This window comes from Phytohabitans sp. LJ34, assembly GCF_052068095.1.
GTDB lineage: Bacteria > Actinomycetota > Actinomycetes > Mycobacteriales > Micromonosporaceae > Phytohabitans.
This window is the reverse complement of record NZ_JBQHDG010000010.1, coordinates 39235-63466: the sequence shown is the minus strand read 5'-3', so window position 1 is coordinate 63466 and position 24232 is coordinate 39235. Positions and strand designations below refer to the sequence as shown.

Annotated in this window: 24 protein-coding genes; 8 read left to right on the top strand and 16 right to left on the bottom strand. The window is 74.7% G+C overall.

What is annotated here, in order from left to right; translation table 11 throughout:
* Positions 1–139 precede the first annotated feature (139 nt).
* From ACTMTJ_RS19075 to ACTMTJ_RS19055, 5 genes are read right to left on the bottom strand one after another with little or no spacing between them, the layout of a single operon-like run.
* Complete coding sequence (locus tag ACTMTJ_RS19075; RefSeq protein WP_441218358.1) at positions 140–934, bottom strand: class I SAM-dependent methyltransferase; 795 nt, start codon at positions 932–934, stop codon at positions 140–142.
* Complete coding sequence (locus tag ACTMTJ_RS19070) at positions 931–3063, bottom strand: bifunctional polysaccharide deacetylase/glycosyltransferase family 2 protein (protein WP_441218356.1); 2133 nt, start codon at positions 3061–3063, stop codon at positions 931–933. Before ACTMTJ_RS19070 ends, ACTMTJ_RS19075 begins: the two co-directional genes overlap by 4 nt.
* A gap of 1 nt (position 3064) precedes the next feature.
* Positions 3065–3439 carry a hypothetical protein gene (locus tag ACTMTJ_RS19065; protein ID WP_441218354.1) on the bottom strand — a complete coding sequence of 125 codons (375 nt, stop codon included), beginning with the start codon at positions 3437–3439 and terminating at the stop codon, positions 3065–3067.
* A 4-nt stretch (positions 3440–3443) separates the two neighbouring features.
* Positions 3444–4130 carry a hypothetical protein gene (locus ACTMTJ_RS19060; RefSeq protein ID WP_441218352.1) on the bottom strand — a complete coding sequence of 229 codons (687 nt, stop codon included), beginning with the start codon at positions 4128–4130 and terminating at the stop codon, positions 3444–3446.
* Positions 4131–4164: 34 nt separating this feature from the next.
* On the bottom strand, positions 4165–4749 hold the full coding sequence (locus tag ACTMTJ_RS19055; protein ID WP_441218350.1) for an RNA polymerase sigma factor: 585 nt from the start codon (positions 4747–4749) through the stop codon (positions 4165–4167).
* A gap of 265 nt (positions 4750–5014) precedes the next feature.
* Here ACTMTJ_RS19055 and ACTMTJ_RS19050 point away from each other — a divergent pair, with 265 nt between their 5' ends.
* The 3 genes from ACTMTJ_RS19050 (at position 5015) to ACTMTJ_RS19040 (ending at position 7182) form a co-directional block, all read left to right on the top strand.
* The gene (locus ACTMTJ_RS19050; protein ID WP_441218348.1) at positions 5015–5686 is read left to right on the top strand and encodes an LPXTG cell wall anchor domain-containing protein; all 672 of its coding nucleotides are present in this window, start codon (positions 5015–5017) and stop codon (positions 5684–5686) included.
* A gap of 172 nt (positions 5687–5858) precedes the next feature.
* Entirely contained in the window at positions 5859–6518 is a 660-nt protein-coding gene (locus ACTMTJ_RS19045) for a hypothetical protein (protein ID WP_441218346.1), read from the top strand.
* Positions 6508–7182 (top strand): class F sortase, encoded by a 675-nt coding sequence (locus ACTMTJ_RS19040; protein ID WP_441218344.1) that lies wholly within the window; start codon positions 6508–6510, stop codon positions 7180–7182. The genes ACTMTJ_RS19045 and ACTMTJ_RS19040 overlap by 11 nt, the downstream gene beginning before the upstream one ends.
* A 1-nt stretch (position 7183) precedes the next feature.
* On the opposite strand, the gene ACTMTJ_RS19035 is transcribed toward ACTMTJ_RS19040, so the two are convergent.
* A complete protein-coding gene (locus tag ACTMTJ_RS19035; RefSeq protein WP_441218342.1) occupies positions 7184–7786 on the bottom strand; it encodes a hypothetical protein in 603 nt (200 codons plus the stop codon).
* 208 nt (positions 7787–7994) lie between these two features.
* Between ACTMTJ_RS19035 and ACTMTJ_RS19030 the strand changes: the two genes are divergently transcribed.
* Entirely contained in the window at positions 7995–9926 is a 1932-nt protein-coding gene (locus ACTMTJ_RS19030) for an ATP-binding protein (RefSeq protein WP_441218341.1), read from the top strand.
* The gene (locus ACTMTJ_RS19025) at positions 9923–10600 is read left to right on the top strand and encodes a response regulator (protein WP_441218339.1); all 678 of its coding nucleotides are present in this window, start codon (positions 9923–9925) and stop codon (positions 10598–10600) included. The genes ACTMTJ_RS19030 and ACTMTJ_RS19025 overlap by 4 nt, the downstream gene beginning before the upstream one ends.
* An 8-nt stretch (positions 10601–10608) precedes the next feature.
* On the opposite strand, the gene ACTMTJ_RS19020 is transcribed toward ACTMTJ_RS19025, so the two are convergent.
* The 3 genes from ACTMTJ_RS19020 to ACTMTJ_RS19010 form a co-directional block, all read right to left on the bottom strand.
* On the bottom strand, positions 10609–11295 hold the full coding sequence (locus tag ACTMTJ_RS19020) for a response regulator (protein WP_441218337.1): 687 nt from the start codon (positions 11293–11295) through the stop codon (positions 10609–10611).
* Positions 11296–11395: 100 nt separating this feature from the next.
* On the bottom strand, positions 11396–12532 hold the full coding sequence (locus tag ACTMTJ_RS19015; protein ID WP_441218335.1) for a sensor histidine kinase: 1137 nt from the start codon (positions 12530–12532) through the stop codon (positions 11396–11398).
* A gap of 3 nt (positions 12533–12535) precedes the next feature.
* Entirely contained in the window at positions 12536–13447 is a 912-nt protein-coding gene (locus ACTMTJ_RS19010) for a hypothetical protein (protein ID WP_441218334.1), read from the bottom strand.
* A gap of 173 nt (positions 13448–13620) precedes the next feature.
* Between ACTMTJ_RS19010 and ACTMTJ_RS19005 the strand changes: the two genes are divergently transcribed.
* Positions 13621–14211, top strand: a complete 591-nt coding sequence (locus ACTMTJ_RS19005; RefSeq protein WP_441218332.1) for a hypothetical protein — start codon at positions 13621–13623, stop codon at positions 14209–14211.
* A gap of 2 nt (positions 14212–14213) precedes the next feature.
* On the opposite strand, the gene ACTMTJ_RS19000 is transcribed toward ACTMTJ_RS19005, so the two are convergent.
* Genes ACTMTJ_RS19000 through folE form a run of 3 tightly spaced genes read right to left on the bottom strand, consistent with a single transcriptional unit; the run spans position 14214 to position 17197 of the window.
* The gene (locus ACTMTJ_RS19000) at positions 14214–15434 is read right to left on the bottom strand and encodes an NAD(P)/FAD-dependent oxidoreductase (protein ID WP_441218330.1); all 1221 of its coding nucleotides are present in this window, start codon (positions 15432–15434) and stop codon (positions 14214–14216) included.
* Positions 15431–16561: a transaldolase gene (tal, locus tag ACTMTJ_RS18995; protein ID WP_441218328.1), complete on the bottom strand. Its 1131-nt coding sequence runs from the start codon at positions 16559–16561 to the stop codon at positions 15431–15433. Before tal ends, ACTMTJ_RS19000 begins: the two co-directional genes overlap by 4 nt.
* Positions 16562–16600: 39 nt before the next feature.
* Positions 16601–17197 carry a GTP cyclohydrolase I FolE gene (gene folE, locus ACTMTJ_RS18990; RefSeq protein ID WP_441218326.1) on the bottom strand — a complete coding sequence of 199 codons (597 nt, stop codon included), beginning with the start codon at positions 17195–17197 and terminating at the stop codon, positions 16601–16603.
* A 91-nt stretch (positions 17198–17288) separates the two neighbouring features.
* On the opposite strand from folE, the gene ACTMTJ_RS18985 reads away from it, so the two are divergent.
* Complete coding sequence (locus ACTMTJ_RS18985; RefSeq protein ID WP_441218324.1) at positions 17289–17981, top strand: helix-turn-helix transcriptional regulator; 693 nt, start codon at positions 17289–17291, stop codon at positions 17979–17981.
* A gap of 14 nt (positions 17982–17995) precedes the next feature.
* Positions 17996–18646, top strand: coding sequence for a hypothetical protein (locus ACTMTJ_RS18980; RefSeq protein WP_441218322.1), 651 nt, complete (start codon positions 17996–17998; stop codon positions 18644–18646).
* On the opposite strand, the gene ACTMTJ_RS18975 is transcribed toward ACTMTJ_RS18980, so the two are convergent.
* From ACTMTJ_RS18975 to ACTMTJ_RS18960, 4 genes are all read right to left on the bottom strand, one after another.
* The gene (locus ACTMTJ_RS18975; RefSeq protein ID WP_441218320.1) at positions 18627–21152 is read right to left on the bottom strand and encodes a SpoIIE family protein phosphatase; all 2526 of its coding nucleotides are present in this window, start codon (positions 21150–21152) and stop codon (positions 18627–18629) included. The genes ACTMTJ_RS18980 and ACTMTJ_RS18975 overlap by 20 nt on opposite strands.
* A 136-nt stretch (positions 21153–21288) precedes the next feature.
* Positions 21289–21738: a DinB family protein gene (locus tag ACTMTJ_RS18970; RefSeq protein ID WP_441218318.1), complete on the bottom strand. Its 450-nt coding sequence runs from the start codon at positions 21736–21738 to the stop codon at positions 21289–21291.
* A 558-nt stretch (positions 21739–22296) separates the two neighbouring features.
* Positions 22297–22941 carry a response regulator transcription factor gene (locus ACTMTJ_RS18965; protein ID WP_441218316.1) on the bottom strand — a complete coding sequence of 215 codons (645 nt, stop codon included), beginning with the start codon at positions 22939–22941 and terminating at the stop codon, positions 22297–22299.
* A gap of 15 nt (positions 22942–22956) precedes the next feature.
* Positions 22957–24174, bottom strand: a complete 1218-nt coding sequence (locus tag ACTMTJ_RS18960) for a sensor histidine kinase (RefSeq protein ID WP_441218314.1) — start codon at positions 24172–24174, stop codon at positions 22957–22959.
* Between the last annotated feature and the right edge of the window lie 58 nt (positions 24175–24232).

Here is a 24232-nt window from a genome sequence, read left to right as displayed (position 1 = left end):
GCACCGCGCGCGGCCGGCGACGACGGCCGCGGCAAGCGGGCCAAGCTCGCGCACAGCCTGTCACGCCAGCAGATCGTGGTACGTATCCGTCGCTGGAGGGACAGTTAGATACCACGATCGGTTGGCAGATGGGTGATGTCTAGGCGGCGGGCTTTACCGCCTTCGTCGCGAAGTAGCCGGACAGCCAGCCGGCCGTCGCGTCCGAGTGGTGCGGGGCTTCGGCGAAGCCGGTGATGGTGAAGCCGGCGGCGATCTGGCCGCCGATCTGCTCGGTGAGCGTGTGGCTGTACTCCAGCGGAGCCTCCGCGCCCCACAGCCGCTCGCGCTCGCCGGGCTCCAGGTGGGTGAGGTCGCTGTACGGCAGGCGGTGGCGGACGACGAGCTCGCCGCGGGTGTCCAGCGCGTGCGCGTCGAATAGGTAGACGTCCGGGTTGAGGAAGCCGGACAGCAGCGTGCCGCCGGGGCGCAGCACGCGGTGGCACTCGCGCCACACCGGCGCCAGCTCGGGGATGAAGAGGTTGGAGACCGGGTGGACGACAAGGTCGAACGAGGCGTCCGGGAACGCGCCGAGGTCGCGGGCGTCGCCGACCACCGTGCGCAGGTCGAGCCCCTCGCGCTCGGCGACCATCTCGTCCTGGGCGAGCTGGCGGGGCGAGTTGTCGAAGACGGTCACCCGGGCGCCGGCCGCGGCGAGCACCGGGCCCTGCTGCCCGCCGCCCGAAGCGAGGCAGAGCACGTCACACACGGCGATGTCCGGTGGGAACCAGGTGGGGTCCACCGGCTCGTACCCGATGATGACGATGGACCACTGGCCGGCCCGCGCCTTCGCGACGACCTCGGGTGACACGGGCCGCGACCATTCGTTGTCCTGCTCCACCTCGCGATCCCAGGCGCGGCGGTTGTGGGCGACGGGATCGGTGGGCGTGTCGGTCATGAGCGTGATCGTATCCGCACGGCATCCGGCTGCGCGACCGCTCCGATCCGGACCATGCGGTGCCACCGCAGGCGGTCGCCGACCAGTGCCATGACCGTCGACTGGATGACGACCAGGTACATCAGCTGGCGGTACACCACCTGCTGGAACGGCAGCGTCCACAGTGGTCCGTAGCGTTCCCGGTCCAGGCGCAGCGCGTACGCGGCGGTGGCCACCTGGAGCAGCGTGAACCCGGCCCACACGGCGGCCACCTTGGCCGGGGGGAGGAAGAGCAGGCCGTAGACGCCGTACACGTCGACCATGCAGGCGCACAGCGGCAGCGCGACCTGGAAGAGCAGCAGGTAGCCCAGGCCGCGCCGGCCCAGCCGCCCGGCCGCGCCCCGCTCGACGAGCGCCCGGCGGTGCTTCCACATCGCCTGCATCGTGCCGTAGCACCAGCGGTACCGCTGGCGCCACAGCTGCTTGAGGGAGGCGGGCGCCTCGGTCCAGGCGATCGCGTCCGGGGCGTACACCACGCGCCAGCCGGCCCGGATGAGCGCCATCGTGAAGTCGGTGTCCTCGGCGAGGGTCTGCCCGGACACGCCGCCGACGTCCACCACGGCCGCGCGGCGGAACGCCCCGATCGCGCCGGGCACGGTCGGCATGCAGCGCAGCACCTCGAACATCCGGCGGTCGAGGTTGAAGCCGATCACGTACTCCAGGTGCTGCCACCGGCCGAGCAGGCCGCGGCGGTTGGCCACCTTGGTGTTGCCGGAGACGGCGCCGACGTCCGGGTGGGACAGCGGCCGCACGAGGCGGCCGACGGCGTCCGGCGCGAAGACCGTGTCGCCGTCGACGAGCACCAGGATGTCGCCGCGCGCGTGCGCGATGCCGGTGTTGAGCGCGGCCGGCTTGCCGGCGTTGGCCTGGCGGACCACCCGGACGCCGCGCAGGCGCAGCCGCTCGACGATGTCCGCGGTGCCGTCGGTCGAGCCGTCGTCGACGACGATCACCTCCACCCACGGGTAGTCGCTGGCCACGAGCGACTTGACGGTGGCGGCGATGTTGGCCGACTCGTTGTACGCCGGGACGACCACCGACACCGGACCCAGGTAGCGCAGCGGCTCGCGGGCCCGGCGGCGTACCCGGCGCACGTGGACGCGGGCGCAGACCAACTGGACGGCGAGGCGTACCGCCGCGAGCACCACCGCGGCGACCATCAGCACGGTCAGCGCGCGGCTCAGCCACGCGCCGCCGGTCTGCGCCCAGCCCAGGGCGTGCCCGCGCATCCGCTGCCCGGTGGAGGCCTCGGCGGCCGGCGGGAGGGCGAGCGCTTCCGAGACGGTGGTGAAGCGGTACCCGCGCGCCTGGAGCTTCGGGATCAGCGCGTCGAGCGCGGCGACGGTCTGCGTGCGGTCGCCGCCGGAGTCGTGCATCATCACCACCGCGCCGCGGTCCTTGGCCGGCTGGGCCTTCGCCACGATCTCCGCGACGCCGGGGCGGCGCCAGTCCTCGGTGTCCAGGTCGGTGAGCACGGTGAGGTAGCCGGCGCCGCCGGCCTGCCGCATCGCGGCGAAGTCGGCCGCCGTCACCGCGGCCGGTTCGGACGAGTACGGCGGCCGGACCAGCACCGGCGCGCGGCCGGTCGCGGCGGCGATGGCGTTGCGGGTGAGGGTCAGCTCCAGCCCCCGGCGCCACGCCGGGGTGTCCGCGAGCCACGGGTGGCTGAACGTGTGCGCCCCGATCTCGTGCCCCTCGGCGACCACCCGGCGGGCCAGCTCGGGGTGGGCGTTGACCTGGGAGCCGATCTGGAAGAACGTGGCGTGCGCGCGGTGCTCGGCGAGCACGTCCAGGATCTTCGGCGTCCACTGTGGATCGGGGCCGTCGTCGAAGGTCAGCGCGATCGTCCGGCGCGGCATCGTGCGGCTGGTGACGGTGCCGTCCGGTGCGACGCGCAGGACCGGGCCGGCTCCGGTCACCTCCGCCGGTGCCGGGCCGCTGGCGTCGCCGGTCAGGTCGGGGCCGCTGCCCTCGGCGCCGGCGTGCGAGACGTACCCGTTGAAGGACAGGCCGGCCAGCAGCACCACCATGAAGAGCGCCAGCAGCACCCAGTGGGCGCGCGGCTCGCGCCGCCGTACGTGCCGGGACATCTCAGCTCGGCTTCGACGGTCTGTTGTTGCCGGGCGTGTGCGTCGGCACCCGGCGGTGGTTGGTCCGGCTCGGCGTCGGCGTGGGCGTGACCCGCGCGGTGGCGGTCGGCGGTGGCACGGTGGACGGCCGGTCGGCCGGCGCCGGGACGGTGGCCCGCGCGGGCGCGGGTGCCGGCCTCGTCGCGGCGGGGGAGCGCGGGGCCGTCGGCGCGCCACCCGCCGGCTGCGGCAACAGCGGCAGGTGGCCCGGCCCGGCGCCGGTGAAGCCCGCGACCAGCAACAGCGAGGCGAGCGCCAGCAGCAGACCGGCGGCCGCCCCGGCGACCCGGACGAGGCGGCGGCGCTGTCCGGTGCGGTCCACGAAGACCGGCTTCACCGGCCTACCCCTTCTTGGCCGGGCTCGGTGTCGGCTTGCCCGGTGCCTTCCCGCCGGGGTGGCTCGGCGTCGGCGGGTGCGTGCCCGGCCTCGCGAGCACCGTGGCGCAGAACGCCGGGATCCGGTTCTCGCCGCCGGCCGCCGCGGCCAGGTCGCGCATCGCCTCGGCCGCCATCGGCGCGCCGTTCGGGTTGCGGCGCTGGGCTTCCCACGCCTGGCAGAGCCCGTGGACGGTCGGCGCCGGCCGGGTCGGACTGACCGTCCTGCCGCGCTCGGCCGGCGGCGACGGGGCGGTGGGGGTGCCGCTCGGGCCGCGCTCGGGTGCCGGGCGGGTGCTCTCCGGCGGCGCGCCGGTCGCCGGGGTGCTGCGTTCCGTGACGGGACCTCCCGGCAGGTTTCCCGTCTCGGCGGCCACGGCGACGCCACCGGCGAGCATCGCGGCCAGCGCGGCCGCGGCCGCGAGCGGGCGCACCGCGCGGCGCCGGCGGGGCACGACCGTCGGCCGGGCCGCCGGACCGGCCTGCTCGAACGCGGCGACGGCGGCGCGGAGCCCGGCCAGCTCGCCCGGCCGCGGCGCGGCGGCAGCGGCCGTGAGCAGCCGGCTCAGGCCCGGGTGCGCCGCATCGCGCCCGGTGGTGAGCAGGCGCTCGGCGTCGTCCGGCCCGATCCGGGGCCCGCGTGGTGTACCCATGGCGTTGGAAAATGCGTCCCGGCCTCGCATCGCGTTACACCCCGTCCGTGTGACCCGGATCGCCCCGGCGCCGGCGTACCTCGTCGTGCTGGGCGAGGCGGCGCAGCCCGCGCATCGCGGCGATCCGCACCGCGCCCGGCCGCTTGCCCAGCACCTGCGCGGTCTGCGCCACGTCGAGCCCGGCCACGACCCGCAGCATCACGGCCTCGGCCTGGTCCTTGGGCAGCGTGGCGATCACCCGCAGCGCCCAGTCGACATCGGACCGTTCGAGCACCTCGTCGGCGACGTCCGGCCGGCTGCCGGGCAGGTCCCGCTCGGCCAGGTCGCGGGGTTCCTCCGGACGCCGGCGGGCGCGCCGGCGCTCGTCGATCGCGCGGTTGCGCGCGACCGTGAAAAGCCACACCCGGAACCCGGCCGGCGAGCCGGTGAAGCCGCGCAGGCCGCGGGCGGCCTGTAGCCAGGTCTCCGAGGCCACGTCCTCCGCGCTCTCGCCGACGATCACGCGCAGGTACCGCAGCAGGGGCGGCTGGTGCGCCCGCCACAGGACGGCGAACGCGGCGGGGTCTCCGCGCAGCGCGGCGTCGAGCGCCACGGCGAGTTCGTCGTCCTGGTCTTGCAAAAGCCCGGTCCCGTCGCATCATCGGAAGTGCCGACGGAGCAGGCTACAACGTCCCTGAGCAGGGCAGACACGGCCGTACTTGAGCCTGGTCGACGCAAGAACGGCGGAGCCGCGTTACCGGAAATCGGGCGTTCCCGCGAAGTCTGTCCGGACGTCGGCGGCGGGCGTCCCATCGCGCCGCGGTGTCGGTCCGATCGCGGGTCGCGCCGGCTGTCGCCGGTCTGCTGACATCGTCGCGACATTCATGCTCGGAGGGGATCTCGCGATGGGTACACGTTGGTGGGGGCGGCTGGCTGCGGTGGCCGGGACGGCGGCGGTGGTCGGACTGGCGGCGGCGTCACCCGCCTGGGCCGACACGACGGTCGACATCAACCCGGGCAACGTGCCCGCCACCGCCGAGGACCACGAAGACCACGGCTGTGACTTCGGCGGCGGCCCGTTCGCGGACAAGGACGTGTGGGTCTTCGTCCTGCCCGGAAACAAGGGCGAGTTCGTCTCGGTGACGGCCGTGTTCGGCGCGAACGGCTCGCTGACGATCCCGACCGACGGCGGCGCGATCGTGGACGACAAGGGCACCAGCAAGGCGTGGATCACCACGCCCGCCGGCTGGACGCTGACCGGTGCGACGGCCGTCATCAGCGGCACCGCGGACAAGTTCAACCTCACCCACACCTGCCCGGCCGGCGGCGGCAACGGCGGCGAAACGCCGACGCCCACGCCGTCCCAGTCGGAGTCGCCGAGCACGACGTCGCCGGCGACGCCGGGCGGCTCGGTGTCCGGCACGCCCGGCGCCGGTGCCGGCGGCGGCAGCCTCCCGGTCACCGGCGGCGCGGTGCTGGCGACGGCGGTGCTGGGTGTCGCGCTGGTGGCCGGTGGCGCGGCACTGCTCGCGCTGCGCCGGCGCAAGGAGGCGCACGTCTTCGACTCCGAGGTGTAGGGCTCGGGCGCCACCGGCCTTCCGCACCCGCGAAGGCCGGTGGCGCTGTCGGGTGACCTTCCACATGCGACACGCCGCCCGCTGACCTGGGACTCCGGCCCCGTAGACGTAAGCTCTGTCGAGCTTGTCCGTATACGGGGGTATTATTGTGTTTCGCTTCTGGGTGGCGCGGTTGGCCGTACTGGCTGCCGCCGGACTCCTGGCCCTCGGGCCGTCGACCGCCGCGTGGGCCGCCACCATCAGCATCAACCCGGGCAACGTGCCCACCACCGCCGAGGACCACGAAGACCACGGCTGTGACTTCGGCGGCGGCCCGTTCCCGGACAAGGACGTGTGGGTCTTCGTCCTGCCCGGAAACAAGGGCGAGTTCGTCTCGGTGACGGCCACGTTCGGCGCGAACGGCTCGCTGACGATCCCGACCGACGGCGGCGCGATCGTGGACGACAAGGGCACCAGCAAGGCGTGGATCACCACGCCCGCCGGCTGGACGCTGACCGCCGCGACGGCGGAGATCACCGGCGAAGGCAAGTCCTTCAACCTGACGCACACCTGCCCGGCGTCCAGCAGCCCCAGCCCGTCGCCGAGCAAGTCGCCCAGCCCGTCGCCGAGCGAGTCCGAGTCACCCGGGCCGACGCCGACCACGCCCGGCCCGGTGCCGAGCGCGGACACGACGACCGGCCCGGTGGTCGTACCGAGCGGCGCGCCGGAGACCGGCGGCGGTGGCGGCGTCGCGACCACCGGCGGCATGGCCCTCGGCATCGGTGCCCTGACCCTCGCCGGGGCGGGCGCTCTCGGCCTCGTCTTGGCCCGCCGGCGCCGCCGTGGCGCCTGACCGGCCCGCACCGCACCCCGCCCACCGGATCGCCTGGTGGGCGGGGTGCGCCGCCACCGTCCTGGTGGCCGCCGCCGGCATCTGGCAGATCCGGTCCGCGAGCCTCGTGCCCGACGGCCCGCCGCCACTCGTCGTCGCGCCGCCGTCGCCGTCGCCGACCGGCCAGCCGCTGCGCGCGGTGCTGGCACGGCGGTCACCCGCCCTCGACCGGTCGGCCCCCACGAAGATCGTCATCCCGTCGATCAACCTGCGCGCCGCGCTGGACACCGTCGGCCTGCGGCCGGACGGCACGATCGAGACACCGCCGTACGAGCGCGCCCACCGCGCCGCCTGGTACCGCCTCGGTCCCGCGCCGGGCGAACGGGGCGCGTCCGTCCTCGTCGGCCACGTCGACTCCAAGAAGGCTGTCGCCGTCTTCTGGTACCTGACCAGGATCGCGCCCGGCGACGAGATCCAGGTGACGCGGGAGGACCGGCGCACCGCGCTGTTCACGGTCACGTCGATCGAGGAGTTCGCCAAGACCGCGTTTCCGACCGCCCGGGTCTACGCCGACCCGGACACTCCGCAGCTGCGGCTGGTCACCTGCGGCGGGCGCTGGGACCCGGTCCGCGGCGAGTACCCCGACAACGTCATCGTCTTCGCCACCCTGACCGGCATCGCCTGAGTCACCGACTCTTCAGGGTGCGGGCGAGCCAGGCGATGCCGATCGCGCCGAGCAGACCGGTGGGTGGGAAGGGGCCGAGCAGGGCGGCGAGGCCGGCCAGGACCAGCACGACGCTCGCGCCCCGGGAGAACGCGCCGCGGCGCCAGCCGACGATCGCCAGCGCGGTGTAACCGGCCAGGCAGAGCACGCCCATGGGGTAGATGAAGAGGCCGAACAGGAACGTGTCCTGGCCGACCGCGTCCAGCTGGGCTTCGGGCAGTTCGGTCGCGAGCCAGGCGAAGACGGTGCCGACGGTCCAGGCTTGGATGGCGACGAACGCGCACGCCGCCGCCGACAGCGCCAGCGGCCAGCGGGGCAGGCGGCTGCCGGCGGCCAGGCCCGTCAGGGTGATGGCGAGCACCACGTACGCGCCGCCGGTCAGCAGGGACTCCACCACGGTCAGCGGGGCACGTTGGGCCTCCGCGTCACTCATGCCGCTGGAGAACACGACACCGGAGACGTACCCGGCGGACGCGACCGCGCCCACGAGGGCGGCGGCGATGACGGCGGTGCGGTTGGTGGCACCGGCGGTCCCGGTGTCGGGTGCCAGGGTGGATGTGGACATCGGTTCCTCCATAGGGTGCGGACGGCCAACCCGGACGTTGGCGCCTCGAACCCTCGCCCACACACCCGCCCCGGCGCAGCCGCCACCGGGCGGGCCGGCCGGCTCCGCTCGCGGTCGGATCGGCGCCCGCGGTTCCCCCTCAGGGCGGAACGCGGGGGGCGCCGCACGGTGGAACCGGTGCCGCCGCGGCACGCCTACGCTGCCGGGTATGGACGCCGCGCGAGGCTTGAGCCGTCGCGAGCAGCTGCTCGACGCGGCCTTCGGCCTGGCCGTCACCGCGGTGGCCGTGGCGAGCGTGGTGACCGACGACCCGGCGGTGGCGTACGAGTTCCGCGATCCCGGCGCCGTCAGCGTGCTGCTCGCGGTAGCGGCCGGGCTGCCACTCGTGGTGCGGCGCCGGTGGCCGCTGGCCGTCTCGCTGACCGTCACCGTCGCCATAACGGCGCTCGGCGCACTGTCGTACCGGGTCGGCGAGGCGGCCTTCTGCCTGATGCTCGGCCTGTACGCGGTCGCCGCGCACCGCGGCCGGCGGCCGGCGTCGGTCGCGCTCGCCGCCGCGTACACCGGGTTCGGCCTGCTGGTCGTGCTGCGCGTCCCGTACTTCGAGCATCCGCTGGCCGTCTTCGACTTCCTCGCGGTGACGACGGCGTGGACGATCGGGCGGTTCACCCGCCGGTGGCGGGCCGACCGCGACGCGGCCCGGGCCCGGGCGCTGGCGGCGGAGCGGTCGCGGGCCGTCGCCGCGGAGCGGGCGGTCTTCGCCGACCGCCTGCGCATCGCACGGGAGCTGCACGACGTCGTGTCGCACACGCTGACCGTGATCGCGGTACAGGCCGGTTCGGCGCGGTACCTGCTGCGCGCCGGCGACGGGCCGCTGTCCACGATCGAGCGGGCGAGCCGGGCGGCCCTGGACGACCTGCGCCGGATGCTGGGCCTGCTGCGCGCGGACGCCGCGGTGGCCGAGCCGGTCACACCGCCGCCGGAGCCGGCCCGCAAGCAGGTCGACGATCGGGTCGTCGACGCGGCGCTCGCGGCCGCGCTGGCCGTCCTGGGGCTGACGAACGTGTTCGTGGCCGATCCGTCCGTCGCGCACGACTACGCCGATCCGTCGGTCGCGGTGGTGGGGCTGGTGCTGCTCGGCTGCCTGTCGGTGGCCTTGCGCCGCACCGCGCCGGTGCGGGTCTTCGCCGTCTCGGCCGGCGCCGCCCTGCTGCTGACGCTCGTCGACGCCCGTACCGACATACCCGGTCTGGCTATGTTCGTCGCCCTCTACACCGTCGCCGCGTGGCGCCCGTTCGCGGTCTCGGCCGCCTGCCTGGGCGTGATAGCCGCCCTCGACCTCCTGGTCGTCCTGCTCGACCTGCCCGCCACCGGCGGCGGTTTGCAGGACTCGACCGCCCCGGCCGCGCTGGTCCCGTGGGGCCTTGGCCTGATCGTGCGGCGCTGGCGGCGGGACCGTGACGCCGCCGCCGCGCGGGCCGCCGAGGCGCTGCGCCGGGCCGCCGTCGACGCCGAACGCGCGGTCCTGGCCGAGCGGCTCCGGCTGGCCGCCGAACTCCAGGACGTTGTCGCGCACACCCTTTCCGGGATCGCCGTGCAGTCGGCGGTCGCCCGGCACCAGACCGGCGACGGCGACCCGGCCGCGCCCGCGCTGGCCGCGATCGAACAGGCAAGCCGTAGCGCCCTGGACGACCTGCGCCGGATGCTCGGCGTCCTGCACGCCGACGCGCCGCTGTCGCCGAGTCCGGGCATCGACGAGCTGCCGCTGCTCGCCTCCGCCCACCGTGCCGCGCACGGGCCGGTGTCGCTGACCGTGGCCGACGCCGTGCGCGGCACGCCGGCGAGCGTCCAGATCACCGCGTACCGGCTGGTGCAGGAGGCGTTGACCAACATCCGCAAGCACGCGCCCCGCGCGACCGCCACCGTGGTGCTGGACCTCGCCGGCGACGAGGTGGTCGTCCGCGTCGACGACGACGGCCCCGGCCCGGCCGCGTCGCCGGGCGCCGGCTACGGCCTGACCGGCATGCGCGAGCGGGTCGCGCTCTTCGACGGCCGCCTGGAGACCGGCCCCTTGCCCGGCGGGGGATTTCGGGTGGAGGCGGCACTGCGCCTGAACGCCGACCGTAGGGTGGCGACGTGACCGGGTTGCGCGTCGTGGTGGTCGACGACCAGGAGCTGGTCCGCGCCGGCTTTGTCGCCCTGCTGTCCGGCGCGCCGGGGATCACCGTCACCGGCCAGGCCGGCCAGGGCGAAGAAGGGGTCCGGCTGGCCCGCGCCACCCGCCCCGACGTCATCCTGATGGACGTGCGCATGCCGGTCCTCGACGGCATCGAGGCCACCCGCCGCATCACCACCGACCCGGCCTGCGCCGGCACCAGCGTCGTCATGCTCACTACCTTCGGCCTCGACGAGTACGTCTTCGGCGCCCTCCGCGCCGGCGCGGTCGGCTTCCTCCTCAAGGACACGCCGCCGGAAGAGCTGCTGCGCGCGGTACGGGTCGCCGCGGCCGGCGAGTCGCTGCTGTCCCCGTCCATCACCCGCAAGCTCGTCGAGGTCTTCGCCACCACGCCGCACACCCCGGCACCCGCCGACCGCGCCGCCGCGGCCGAGCTCACCGACCGCGAAAGCGATGTGCTCACCCTCGTCGCCCAGGGACTGTCCAATGCGGACATCTCCGCCCGGCTGGGTATCGGCCCGGCGACCGTGAAGACCTACATCAGCCGGCTGCTGACGAAGCTCGACGCGACCACCCGCGTCCACCTCGTCATCTACGCCTACGAGACCGGCCACGCCCCGCGGCGGACGGCCACCTGAGCGGCGCGCTACTCCCGGGTCCGGGTGGCGCCGGGGAGCATCAGGCCGGCGCGGTAGGCGAGCACCACCGCCTGGGCGCGGTCGCGGGCGTCGATCTTCGCGAGGATGCGTTTGACGTGGGTCTTGGCGGTGGACTCGGCGATGACCAGCAGGTCGGCGATCTCCGCGTTGGACAGCCCTTCGGCGACCAGGCGCAGCACCTGGATCTCCCGCTGGGTGAGCATCGCGACCCGGCGCGCGTCGTCACCGCTGGGCACACCCGAGGCTCCTGACGAGAGCACGAAGTGCTCGACGAGCTCGCGGGTGACCGCCGGGTCGAGGAGCGTGTCGCCCTCCGCCACGGTCCGCACCGCGTCGACGAGGCGCTCCGGCGAGGCCCGCTTGAGCAGGAAGCCGCTGGCGCCGGCCCGGAGCGCTCCCCACACGTACTCGTCGTGGCGGAACGTGGTCAGGACCAGCACCCGGCACGGCAGCCCGGCCGCGACGACGCGCCGGGTGGCCTCGATGCCGTCGATGCCGGGCATGCGCACGTCCATGAGCACCACGTCGGGCGTCCGGGCGCGGCACACCTCGACGGCCTGGAGCCCGTCGCCGGCCTCGCCGACCACCTCGACGCCGGTCGCGTTGTCGAGCACGACCGTGAGGCCGGCACGCATGAGCGCGTCGTCGTCGGCCAGCACCACCCGGATGGTCACGCCGCCTCCCGGTTCGCTCGCTCGTGCGGCACTGGCGGCGACGTCTTCCTCCGCCGCCCCGAAACCCCGACTTCGTCGGCGGGGCGCCAACTCGCCCCGCTCACGCCACCTCCGCGGTCGCGGTGGGCACCGGGAGCACCGCCCGCACCCGGAAGCCGCCCGCCTCGCCGCGGCCATGCTCGACGGTGCCGCCGAAGACCGCCACCCGTTCCCCGATGCCGAGCAACCCGCGGCCCGGCTCGTAGCCGGGGCGCGGGCCGCGCCCGTCGTCTTCGACCTCCACCTCGACGCGCCGCCCGTCGCACCGCACCGTGACGGTGGCCGAGGCGGCGCGGCCGTGGCGGAACGCGTTGGTCAGCGCCTCCTGCACGATCCGGTACGCCGACAGGTCGAGGCTGCCGGGCAGCTCGGGCCGCTCCGGCTCGACCCGGACACGCACCCGCATGCCCGCCTCCTCGGTGCGCCGCACCAGCCGGGGCAGCGCGTCGAGGCCGGGGCGCAGGTCGGCGCCCTCGTCGCGGCGCAGCACGCCGAGCACGCGGTCGAGCTCGTCGAGCGCCTCCCGCCCGGTGCGCTCGACGCCGGCGAGGATCTCGCGGGCCTTCGCCGGGTCGCCGTCGAGGACCACGCGGGCGGCGCCGGTCCGGACCAGCATCACGCTCATCGTGTGGCCGAGCAGGTCGTGCAGCTCGCGGGCGATGCGGGCGCGCTCGTCGGTGACCGCCGCCCGGCGCATCAGCCGCCGGTCGCTCTCCTGGCGCTCCCGGCGGCGGGCCCCGGCGTAGCCGGCCGCCCAGACGAGCAGCCACACGAACACCGTGGTGGGCGGCACGATCGCCTGCGATGCGGGCTCGCTGTAGAAGTACGCCGCGATGCCGGGCAGCATGATCACCGGCCCCCACGGCGACCGGCGCGGGCTGGCCTCGCGGCCGACGGAGTAGAGGCCCACCAGGTTGACCGCCGGGGAGAGCGCCGCCGGCTCCAGCCAGAGGGCGTCGCCGGCGAGCGCGGCCGTGCCGACCGCGAACGACGCCACCGGCGCCACCCGCCGGAAGGCGAGGCTGCCGCCCATCACCAGCGCGAGCGCGAGCGCCGCCGGCAGCCGCGCGCCCAGCGGCGGCGTGCTGGTGAGCCGCTCGCCGGCCAGCAGCGCCACCGCGAGGGCGGCCAGGGCGGTGTCGACGGCCCGCGGGGGCAGGCCGTTGATCCACGAGACGAGCGCGGCCAGCCGGTGCACGCCTTACCTCACCACGCCGGCCGGCCGCCGCCCAAGCACCGGCAGCAGGCGTCGCGCCGCGAACGCGTACACCGCCGCCACCGCGGCCGCGCCGGCCAGCCCGAGCAGCGCCATCGCCGCCGTGGGCGAGGTCCAGGGCCGCCCGGCGTAGGCGGTGAGGGCCACCGAGGCGAAGACGCCCGCGTAGCCGGCGGAGGCCACGACCATCAACCACACCTGGGTACGCCCGGGAAGTGGACGCAGCCCGAAAACGACCGCCAGCACACCGAGGGTCTGTAGCCCGTGCAGCCCGAGCGCGTGCGCGAGCTTGGCGCTGCCCTCCGCGCCGAACCGCACCGACTCCGGCACCCGCCCGGTGGCGTCGACGACCGCCTCGCCGGTGGCCGCCATGTCGAAGCCGATGTACCCGGCCACCTGGATGCCGGCCAGGCCGACGATCACCGCGACGCGGGCGGCCGGCGTGCCCTCGAAGCGCAGCAGCGCCCAGCCGAGCAGGATCGCGAGGGCGACCGCCACGAGGATCACCACCTGAGCCATCGCGGACCAGATCGCCGAGTCGAGGCCGGGCTCCGGGTTGAAGTGCGACGGCTCGCCCCGCCACCGCTGCGTCGTGATCATCGCGATCTCCGCGACCGCGCCGCCGCCGAGCAGGCCGGCTGGCACCCAGCCGAAGCGGCTCGCCGGGAGCTGGCGCAGCACCCACACCGCCGACCAGGCCAGGATGCCGAACGAGAGCGCGAACACCACCGGCTTGCGCCACGTCACCGGGCCCCACCACGGCGACCAGTCCACAATGGCCACCGCCACGTGCAGCACGCCGGAGGCCAGCAGCAGCGTGCCACACCGGGCCAGAAACCGTTGCTGCGCCGTCAGTGGACGGACCGCCAGCCATGCCTGCCGGAGAAGCGCGTTCATGCTCCGGGACGTTAGGTCCGCCCGGCGCCGCGATCGTCACCCCGCCGGGGACGGTCCGGGTACCTCCGCTGGGGTATCCCGCGCTGACCCGGCGCTGACGCCACGCTGACCCCCGGGTGCGACGGTCGCCGGGTGCCGCAGACCGCGGCACGGGGGAGAGGGAGTAGGACGTCATGGGTGTATGGGCAAAACGCAAACTGTTCGTGATCCCGGCGGTGGCCGCGGTGGTGTTCGGCGCCATCGCCACGGGCCACGCGACCGCCGCCGCCGAGCCGGTGGCGACCGCGGTCAACCAGGCACAGCTCGATCCCGTGCCGCCCCTGGTGTGCGAGGGCAAGGCGCAGCTGAGCGCCGTCGTCCTGACCGAGACCGGGGTCACCACCATCGGCGAGACCGGCGTCATGTGGAACCCGCTGACGTTCGCGACCGTCGACGTCGACGGCCCGGCGGGGGCGGCCGACACCGACCAGCTGGTCGTGACGTTCACCGGCGAGGCCGACCTGACCGGCCAGCCCAACCTCCTGGCCGCCGCGGTCGACGCCATGCAGGTGCGCGTCCTGGTCGACGGTGCGGTGCAGCCACCGGGCGCCGTCAACTTCACCACCGACGCCGGCCAGTCCGACGCCCTCGAGGTGTGCGCGATCGTGACCGGACCGGGTCCGCACACCGTGGAGGTGGAGTGGCGGCTGGTCGACGTCGGGGCCAACAACATGCTGACCGGCACGCTGGACAGCTGGTCGTTGCACGTCGAGCGCAACGACTGAGGTCAACCCTCGACGAGGTTTTCGAGCGGCTCGCCCGGGTTGGCGAGCCGCTCGACGTCGACCGGCTTTCCGGACCGGATGAGGGCCTGGATGGGCTCGGTGACGTCCCAGACGTTGACGTTCATGCCGGCCAGCACCCGCCCGCCGGACAGCCAGAAGGCGATGAACTCGCGGCGCTCCAGGTCGCCCCGGAAGACCACCTGGTCGTAGCCGCCCGGCTCGGCGTAGCCGGTGTACTCCATCCCGAGGTCGTACTGGTCGGTGTAGAAGTACGGCAGCCGGTCGTACGCCACGTCCTGGCCGAGCATGGCCCGGGCGGCGGTCCGCGGCTGGTGCCGCGCGTTGGCCCAGTGCTCGACGCGGATGTGCTTGCCCAGGTGGGGATGCATGGCGTTGGCGACGTCGCCGGCCGCGTACACGTCCGGGTCCGAGGTCCGCAGCCGCGCGTCGACCCGCACGCCGTTGTCGACGGTGAGGCCGGCCTCCTCGGCGAGCTGGGTGTTGGGGGTGATGCCCACGCCGACGACCACCGCGTCGACGTCGATCTGGTCGCCGCCGGTGAGGCGGACGCCGGACCCGGTCACCTCGGCGACCTGGACGCCGCAGCGCAGCTCCACGCCGTTGCCGCGGTGGAGGCCGGCGAAGACCGCGGCGGCCTCGGGGCCGAGCACCTGGAGCAGCGGCAGGTCGGCCGCCTCCAGCAGGGTAACCGCCACGCCGGCGGTGCGGGCGGCCGCCGCGACCTCCAGTCCGATCCATCCGCCGCCGACGACCGCGACGTGCGACGCGGACCGAAGCGTCTCCTTGACGCGGTCGCTGTCGCCGACGCGGCGCAGGTAGAGGACCCCGTCGCGGTTGGCGCCGGGCACCGGCAGGCGGCGCGGCGTGGAGCCGGTGGTCAGCAGCAGCTTGGTGTACCCGATGGCCTCGCCGGTGGCGAGCGTGACCCGGTGCGTGGCGGGATGGATCTCCGTCACGGTCGTGGCGAGGCGCAGGTCGACGTCGTGCTCGGCGTACCAGCTCTCGGGGTGTACGTAGATCTTCTCCCGCTCGGCCTTGTCCATCAGGTAGTCCTTGGACAGCGGCGGCCGTTCGTACGGCCGGTCGTGCTCCTGCCCGATCAGCACGACGCGGCCGTCGAACCCCTCCTCGCGCAGGGTCTGCGCGGCCATCGCGCCGGCCTGGCCGGCACCCACGATCACGAACGTCTCGTCGGCGGTCATGCCCGACTCCCTTCCCGGCGGTCCTCGTGGTCGCTCAGGACGGCGGCGAGCCGCTCGCCCACCTTGTCCCAACTGGCCTGGAACGTCGCGACCCCCTCGCGCTCCAGGTGCTCCATCACGTCGTCGTAGTCGACGCCGGCGCGGGCCAGGTCCTCGATGACCCGCCGCGCCTCGGTGTAGTGCGCGCGGACCGAGTCGGCCGGCACCCGCCCGTGGTCGGCGACGGCCCGCAGCGTGTTCTCCGGCATGGTGTTGACGACGCCGGAGGTGACCAGCTCGACCACGTACCGGGTGTCCGGGTACGCCGGGTCCTTCGTGGACGTCGACGCCCACAGTGGACGCTGCGGGCGGGCGCCGGCCGCGGCGAGCGTGGCCCACCGGGCCGAGGAGAGCAACGCCTCGTGGTGCTGGAAGGCGAGGCGGGCGTTCGCCACGGCGGCCCGGCCCCGCAGCGCGGCCGCCTCGGGTGTCGCCATCTTGTCGAGCCTGGCGTCGACCTCGGTGTCCACTCTGGACACGAAGAACGAGGCCACCGACGCGATCCGGGACAGGTCGAGGCCGGCCAGCTGGGCCCGCCGCATGCCGTCGAGGAACGCCTCCACCACCTCGGCGTAGCGCGACCGGGAGAAGATCAGCGTGACGTTGACGCTGATCCCCTCGGCGAGGCAGGTGGAGATCGCCGCCAGCCCCGGCCGGGTCGCGGGGATCTTGATGAACAGGTTGGGCCGGTCGACCGCCCACCACAGCGAACGCGCCTCGGCGACGGTGGCCTCGGTGTCGCCGGACAGGCGCGGGTCGACCTCGATCGACACCCGGCCGTCGACGCCGCCGGTGGCCTCGTGCACCGGCCGGAGCACGTCGCACGCCCACCGCACGTCGAGGGTGGTCAGCTCGCGCAACGCCTCCTCGACGCCGGCGCCGCGCGCGGCCAGGTCGCGCAGCTGCGGCTCGTACGCCGCACCGTCGCCGATCGCCTTCGCGAAGATGGTGGGGTTGGTGGTCACGCCCACCACGTGGTGGCTGGCGACCAGGCCGGCCAGGCTGCCCGACGTCAGCCGCTCGCGGCTCAGGTCGTCGAGCCAGATCGACACACCGGCGCCGGTGAGCGCGTCCAGTGGACTCGTCATGGCGATCCTCGTTTCCCGCCGCGTCGCCGCGGCGCTCGATCAGCCGGAGACGCCGGCCAGCGCGAAGAACTCGGCGCGCGAGCGCGGGTCCGTGCGAAGCGTGCCCAGCAGGGTGGAGGTCACCGTGGTGGCACCGGCGGCCCGGACGCCGCGCAGCGTCATGCAGGCGTGCTCGGCCTGGAGCACCACGCCCACGCCGCGCGGCTGGAGTTCGGCGGCGAGGTGGTCGGCGACCTGCTTGGTCAGCCGCTCCTGCACCTGCGGCCGGGCCGCGAAGTGCTCCACCACGCGGGCCAGCTTGGACAGCCCGACGATCCGCTCGCCGGGCAGGTATCCGACGTGGGCCACGCCCGCGAAGGGCAGCAGGTGGTGCTCGCAGACGGTGCGAAACGGGATCTCCCGCGCCACCACGAGCTCGTCGTAGCCCTCGTCGTTGGGAAATGTCGTCATCCGGAACGGCCGGGGCTCGAACAGCTCGGCGTAGGCGCGGGCCATCCGGGCCGGTGTCTCACCGAGCCCGTCGCCGTCGAGGTCGACGCCCAGCGCGGCGAGGAACCGCTCGGCCGCCAGCTCCGCCGCCACGAGGTCGACGGACGGCCTCCGATCCTCGCGCGCGATGGTCACGTCGACGGTCATGCGACAGGCCCCTCCTGTAACGGACATCAAAGTTGACGTTAGAACGCCGGAATCTCTTTCGTCAAGGAGAGTGTCCGTTAGAATATGGAACGTGCCGGATGACTTCGACGCCAGCGTGACCAAGCTCGCGGCCCTCGCCGAGCCGGTCCGCCGCGCGCTCTACCAGTACGTCGCCGGCCAGCCCGAGCCGGTCGGCCGCGAGCAGGCCGCGGCCGGCGTCGGAGTGGCCCACCACCTGGCCAAGTTCCACCTCGACAAGCTCGTCGACGACGGCCTGCTGGAGGCGGAGTACAGCCGGCCGCCGGGCCGTGGCGGGCCGGGCGCCGGACGCCCCGCCAAGCTCTACCGCCGGGCCGCCGGCAGCATCGCGGTCAGCGTGCCCGAGCGGCGGTACGACCTGGCCGGCCACGTCATGGCGCGGGCGATCACCACCGCGCAGGAGACCGGCGTCCCGCTCGACGAGGCACTGGCCGACGCGGCCCGGGCCACCGGCGCGGAGCTGGCGCGGCGGGCCAGGGACGGCGCGCCGCCGGGCGACCACCTCGCCGCGGTCAGCCAGGTGCTGGCCGGCACCGGCTACGAGCCGCGCGTCGAAGGCGACGGCGTGACGCTGAGCAACTGCCCGTTCCACCAGCTCGCGGAGAGCTACACCGCGCTTGTCTGCGGCATCAACCTGCACCTGATCGCCGGCGTGCTCGACGCCCTGCCCGCCGCCGACCTCCGCGCCAGGCTCGCGCCCGCGCCCGGCAGGTGCTGCGTCACCGTCACCCCTGTGCCGCGGTAGGTACGGTCTGAGGCGTGGCGACACAGTGGACGCCCGAGCCGCGGCCGGACGAGATGGCGTTGCGGGACTGGCTGCGGCCCTGGATGGACGCGGCGATCGTGTGCGAGATCGCCAAGATGGACTACGGCATGCGGGTCGAGGAGTACCGGCGGGAGATCGAGGAGCTGCTCGTCGTCCGCCACCTGCCGGCCGAGCTGGACTGGAACCCCCGCGAGGTCCTCGCGTTGACCAGCTCCTGGCGCCCGGACGAGCCGCGCGGGCACATCGCGCGGCTGTTCGCCTGCATGGTGCTGGTCCGGGCCGACGACACGCCCGCGCCGGCCGACCAGCTGGCCGCGCTCGTGGAGTCGGCACTGGCGCTGGGTCCGGACGCGACCGACGCCGCCGTCCGCTTCCTCGCCTGGTGCCGGCAGCAGGTGCCGGGCACCTGGCGCTACGACGCCGAGGCGCGGCCCTTCCTCTCGTTGGGGCTGCTTCTCGTGTACGCCGCGGGGCGCCCGGATCCGGCGGTCGTGGCCGAGCTTGCCCGCGAGGTGGGCGTGACGGACCGGGCCTCGCTGCGGAAGTCGGTCGGCGGCGACGAATGGCGGACCTGGCGGGCGCTGGTCGGCCGCTACCCGTCTCTCGACCTGCCGCACGACTGGTTCACGACTCAGGGACGGTGATGGTCACCCGGGTGCCGTGGCGGCTGAGGTTGACCACCACGCGGCGGGCCATCTGGTTGATCAGGTCGAGCCCGCGGCCGCGTTCGCCATCCGTGGAGCTGGGCCGCCACCGGCCGCGGTCGTCGACCTCAACGCGGATCTCCCGCCGCTCGCCCCGCGCCGCGGTCAGCGTCACCGGGCCGACCGGGCGCCCGTGGTAGGCGTGCTCCAGCGAGTTGATCAGCGCCTCGTTGGCGGTCATGAGCAGCGCGTCGGTCTGGTCGGCGGAGAGGTCGTGCGCCGCCGACCAGGTCCGCAGCGCGCGGCGGGTCGTCGGCAGGTCCCGGACCGAGTGCAGCGTGAGTCGCAGGACGCCGGCCACGTCCGCCGGCGCGGTGATCCCGCCCAGCAGCAGGCACATCACGACCACGTCGTCGGTGGTCGCCGACCCCTCGGTCATCGCGGTCACCACGCGGTCGCACCAGGCCTGCGGGTCGGCGTCGCGCAGCGTCTCGGCGGTCCTGGCGAGCCGGTCGAGGCCCACGTCGATGATCTCGTGGCGGCGTTCGAGGAGCCCGTCCGAGTACCAGACGAGCATCGCGCCCTCCGGCACCGCGATCGTCGCCTCGGCGCGCGGCCGGTTGGCGAGCTGGAGCGGCTGCGAGCGGCCGCCGTCGAGGTAGCGCGCGCCGTCGCCGGTGGCCAGCAGCGGCGGCAGGTGGCCGGCCGTGGCGTACGTGAGGGTCTGGTCGATCGGGTCGTACTCGGCGTAGCCGACGGTGGTGTACGCGGCGCCGTCGATCGCGAGCGAGGCGGCGTCGAGGCTCTCCAGCACCTCGGCGGGCGACGCGCCGGCGAGCGCGGTCGAGCGCAGCACCTGCTGGAGCCGGCCCATCGCGGCCGCGGCGCCCAGCCCGTGGCCGACGACGTCGCCGACCGCGATCGCCACCTTGCTGCCCGGCAGCTCGAAGACGTCGTACCAGTCGCCGCCGACGTCGTTGCCTCGCTCGGCCGGGTGGTACGCGGCCCACGCCCGCACCCCCGGCAGGTGGCCGGAGATCCGCGGCAGCAGCGAGCGCTGGAGCTCGTGGGCGGCGCTGTACTCGGCCTCGTACCGCTCGGCCCGGTCGACCGCCTGCCCGGCCAGGTCGGCGATGCTCTGCGCGAGCGCGGCGACCTCCGGGCCCACCGCGGCGTCCCGGTGGAACGCGAACGCCAGCGCGCCGAGCGTGCGCTCGGCCACCCGGACCGGCACCACGAGCAGGCTGCGGGTGGCGACCTCCGCGTTCACCTCCATGATCGCCGGGTACCGCTCGGCGATCTCGGCCTGCGAGGCGAGCACCACCGGCCGCCCCTCCCGCACGACGTCGACCACCGGCAGGCGGCGGATGTCACCGAGCCGCACCTCGGCGAACCGCGCCACGACCGTGCGCGGCACCGTGCTGGTCGGCCAGATCCGCAGGTGGACGCCGTCGCGGTCGAGCAGCGTCACGTAGCCGTGGTCGGCGACCACCGCCACGCCCTTCTCGACGAGCACGCGGACCACCTGCTCGCCGGTCGCCGCGCCGGCCAGCCCCGCGGTCACCGCCTGGAGCGTCTCCAGCCGGCGGCGGGCCTGCTCCTCGCGGCGCGACTGGGCCCGCGCCCGGTCGCGCTCGGCCACCGCGATGGCGAGGACCCACGCGCCCACCACCACGAACGCCAGGTACACCTGGAGCGTGGCCGCCTCGAGGTCGGGCTGGTCGGCGAGCACAGCCCACGGCCCGCGCCCGGCCGCGCTCTGTAGGTTGGCCACGAACGCCATCACGAAGCCGGCCGCGCCGACCGTCGCGACCCGCCCGCCGAACGCTGCCGCCAGCAGCAGCGGCACCGGCAGGTAGATCAGCGGCACGTCCCGCGGCCAGAACCCGATCGCGGTGAGCGCCGCGGTGGCGGCCAGCATCAGCGCGGCCCGCCACAGCCGGCGCAGCCGCGGCCGCGCGCGCAGCGTGGCCAGCCCGACGACCGCCGACCCCAGCGTGAGCACCGCGAGCCCGTCGCCGGCCCAGAACTGGCCCAGCGCCGTCCACCACCCCGCACCGGACGTCCACGCGCTGGTGGTCGCCCCGACGAGCGCGCCGGCCAGCGGCCCCAAACCCACCGCGCAGACCAGGAACACCGCGGCGTCGCGCACCCGGGTGAGGTCGATCGGTCCGGGCCGGAAGCGCCGCACGAGCGCCGCGCCGACCAGCGGTTCGAGGGTGTTGGTGAGCACGAAACCGCAGGCCGCTCCGGGCGGCAGCCTCTGCCAGAGGTTGACCGCCAGCTCGACCGCGCCGGCCGCGCCGAGCACCCACACCCAGTGCCGCCGCCGCGCGAGCAGCAACGCGCCGAGCGTCACGCCCGCCGGCGGGAAGAACACCGCGCCCACGTCGGACGCGCGGAACAGCAGCCACGCGCATCCCGAGCCCAACCCGTAACCCGCGGCCACCACCGTGACGATCCACACCGGCGCCCATCGGGCCCGGGCGTCGGCGGCGGGTCTCATGGGGGACAGCCTCGCATCTCGTACCCGCGTCGTGGCGCCCAGGACGGTCAGCAATCCGACGATCGCGCGGGCGGCGGCGCCGGTGTCCCACGGGGCACGCCACCTCCCGGTCGCGGGCCTGAATCGGATACGGAAGTCAGCGGCCGGTCTGGCCGTCGATCTGCTCGCGGATGATGTCGGCGTGGCCGGCGTGCCGGGCCGTCTCCTCGATGACGGCGAGCAGCACCCACCGAAGATCGCGGGTCTTCCCGTTGCGGACCACCGGCGCGTCACCCTCGCCCACCGCGGCGATGATCTCGTTGCTCGCCGCGCACGCGGCGCGGTACTCGGCCCGCAGCGTCCGGAGCGGAACCGAAGGGTCGACCCGCATCGACCGATCGCCTCTGGTGGGCTTCCGGCCGGCGACGATCTCCTCGAACCACATCGACTCGACGAACGTCAGGTGCTGCACCAGGCCGGCGATGTTTGTGCCCGAGCCGACCGTGCTGCGCCGCGCGTCGTCGTCGCTCAGGCCGGCCAGCTTCTTGAGGACGCCGGCACGCAGCCCGTCGAGCGTGGCCCGAAGCTGCTCCACCTCGGGAGTCATGCCAGGAACGGTGGTACCTGGTCGAACACGCCATCGAGTGGGCCACCGGTCCGGTCCGAAGGCGTCCAGGGCCGGCCTGGCTTGTCTGGTCCGTTCATGACGTCAGGATGGGCCATGCCCGGGCAGCACGTGCGGTAGACCCGCCCCGCTTCGTCGCGACCTGGGTCTTCGCGGCGTGGCGGCGGCGAGCGGGCCGTGGCGCGAAGGGACCACGGCTGTGTGACTGGGCCTGGTTCGCTCTACCGGTGCCACTGTCAATCGGGCGCCGCTCCCTTCGTTTTTAGCCGTCGCGAATTCACGTCATATCTGGGCGGCATTCCGCAGGGCGTCCACCGCAAGCAGATGACCGGCTGACCGACGTCGTGGTTGATGTTGTGCGCGGTCCCCGGGTGTTTCCCATTGGCGCGGGTCGGCGTGGGCCGCGAGCCACATCGCCGCGTTTGTTCGACCGTTACCAGCGGCGGACGCGCTGTCGGGAGGGTGGGGAAGATCCGGTCCTCGCCGATCGCGGCGGTGATGCCCCACGCGTCCAGCTCGTCGCGGAGGCGGGGCGGCGGGTCAGGCGTTGAGGAACCGCAGCACGGCGAGCACCCGCCGGTGGTCGGTGTCCGAAGGGGACAGGTCGAGCTTGAGGAAGATGGCGGTCACGTACTTCTCGACCGAGGCCGTGCTGAGAAACAGCGCCTCGGCGATCGCGCTGTTGGTGCGCCCCTCGGCCATCAGCGCGAGGACCTCACGTTCCCGGGCGGAGAGCGTGTCGAGCGTCGCGGTGCGGCGGCTGGCCGCCATGATCTGGCTGACCACCTCGGGGTCCAGGACGGTGCCGCCACCGGCGATCCGGTGCACCGCCTCGAGAAAGTCGCCGACGTCCGCGACCCGGTCCTTGAGCAGGTAGCCGAGCCCGTCGCAGCGGCCGGCGAGCAGCTCGGCCGCGTACCGCGTCTCCACGTACTGGGAGAGCACGAGCACGCCGACCGACGGGTGGGTGGCGCGCAGGGCGAGCGCGGCGCGCAGCCCCTCGGTGGTGAACGTCGGTGGCATGCGCACGTCGACGACCACCACGTCGGGTGGCTCCGCGGCGACGGCGGCGAGCAGGCCGGTGGCGTCACCGACCGCGGCGGTGACCTGGTGCCCCCGGCGGTGCAGCAGGTGCAGCAGGCCGTCCCGCAGGAGCGCGGAGTCTTCGGCGATGGCGACCCGCACGACAATGTCACCTCCTCACGCGCGCAGCGGCAGCTCGACGGTCACCACCGTAGGCCCGGCCAGCGGGCTGGCCAGGTCGAGGCGGCCGCCGACCGCCTTGAGCCGCTCGCCGAGCCCGGTGAGGCCGCCGGTGCCGTCCGGGTGCGGCCGGGCTCCGCCCACGCCGTCGTCGGTCACGGTCAGCCGCAGCCAGCCCGGCCCGGCGGGCGCCACCCCGAGCGTCACGCGCTGCGCGCCGCTGTGCTTGCCGGCGTTGGTGAGCAGCTCCGCCGCGGTGAAGTAGACGATCGCCTCGACCGCCGGCGAGGGCCGCTCCGGCAGCTCCACGATCACGTCGACCGGGATCACGCTGCGGGTGCGCAGGCTCTGGAACGCGGCCGGCAGCCCGCCGTCGAGCACCGGCGGGTGGATGCCGCGGGCAAGGTCGCGCAGGTCGACGATGGCCTGCTTGGCGCGGGCGTGCGCCGTGTCGACGAGCGCGAGCGCGGCGGTGACCTCGCCGTCGCGCAGCTCCTCCCGGGCCAGCCCGAGCTGCATGGCCAGGGCCACCAGCTGGGCCTGGGCGCCGTCGTGCAGGTCGCGCTCGATCCGCCGCAGCCGGGCCGCGGACTGGTCGACGGCGGCCGCCCGCCCCTCCCGGAGCAGGCTCTTCTCGGTCGGGCCGAGCAGGGCGCGGGCGAGCGCGGCGTCCACCCCGACCAGACCGCGGGTGACCCACGGCGCGGCCGCCAGCAGCGCGGCGCCGCCCGCGGCCAGCGCCAGCGCCCGCGGCCAGGTGTCGAACCCGGTGAGGGCGCCGCCCGGAGCCATCCACCACCACAGTGGATAGAGCAGGGAGAAGGCGCCGGTCGCCCACACGCCGAGCACGATGCCCAGCTGGACCATGCCGAGCGGCAGCTTGAGCCCGAGGAAGAGCAGCGCCCGCCAGGCGGTCGTGTCGGTGAGGCTGCTCCGCACCCAGTCGAACACGCCCGTCGGCCAGGACCGTGGCGGCGGCTCCGGTATCCGCGTGTCCAGGAGGCGGGCGATCAGCGCGCGGTGCAGCCGGCCCCACGCCCGCGCGCCACGCAGGCCGGCGGCGAGCAGCAGCACCCCGATGACCGAGAACGCCTCGCCGAGCACGAACAGCGCGTACACACCGCCGGGCACCGCCAGCAGCGCCGAGATCGTCGCGTACAGCAGGCGCCGCCAGGTCTCGGGGCCGAAGGTGGCCCGCCACGCACGCCGCAACATGCACCACAGCGTGCCTCCCGGCCGGCGGCCGCACTACCCGGCCAGCCCTACTCCAGGA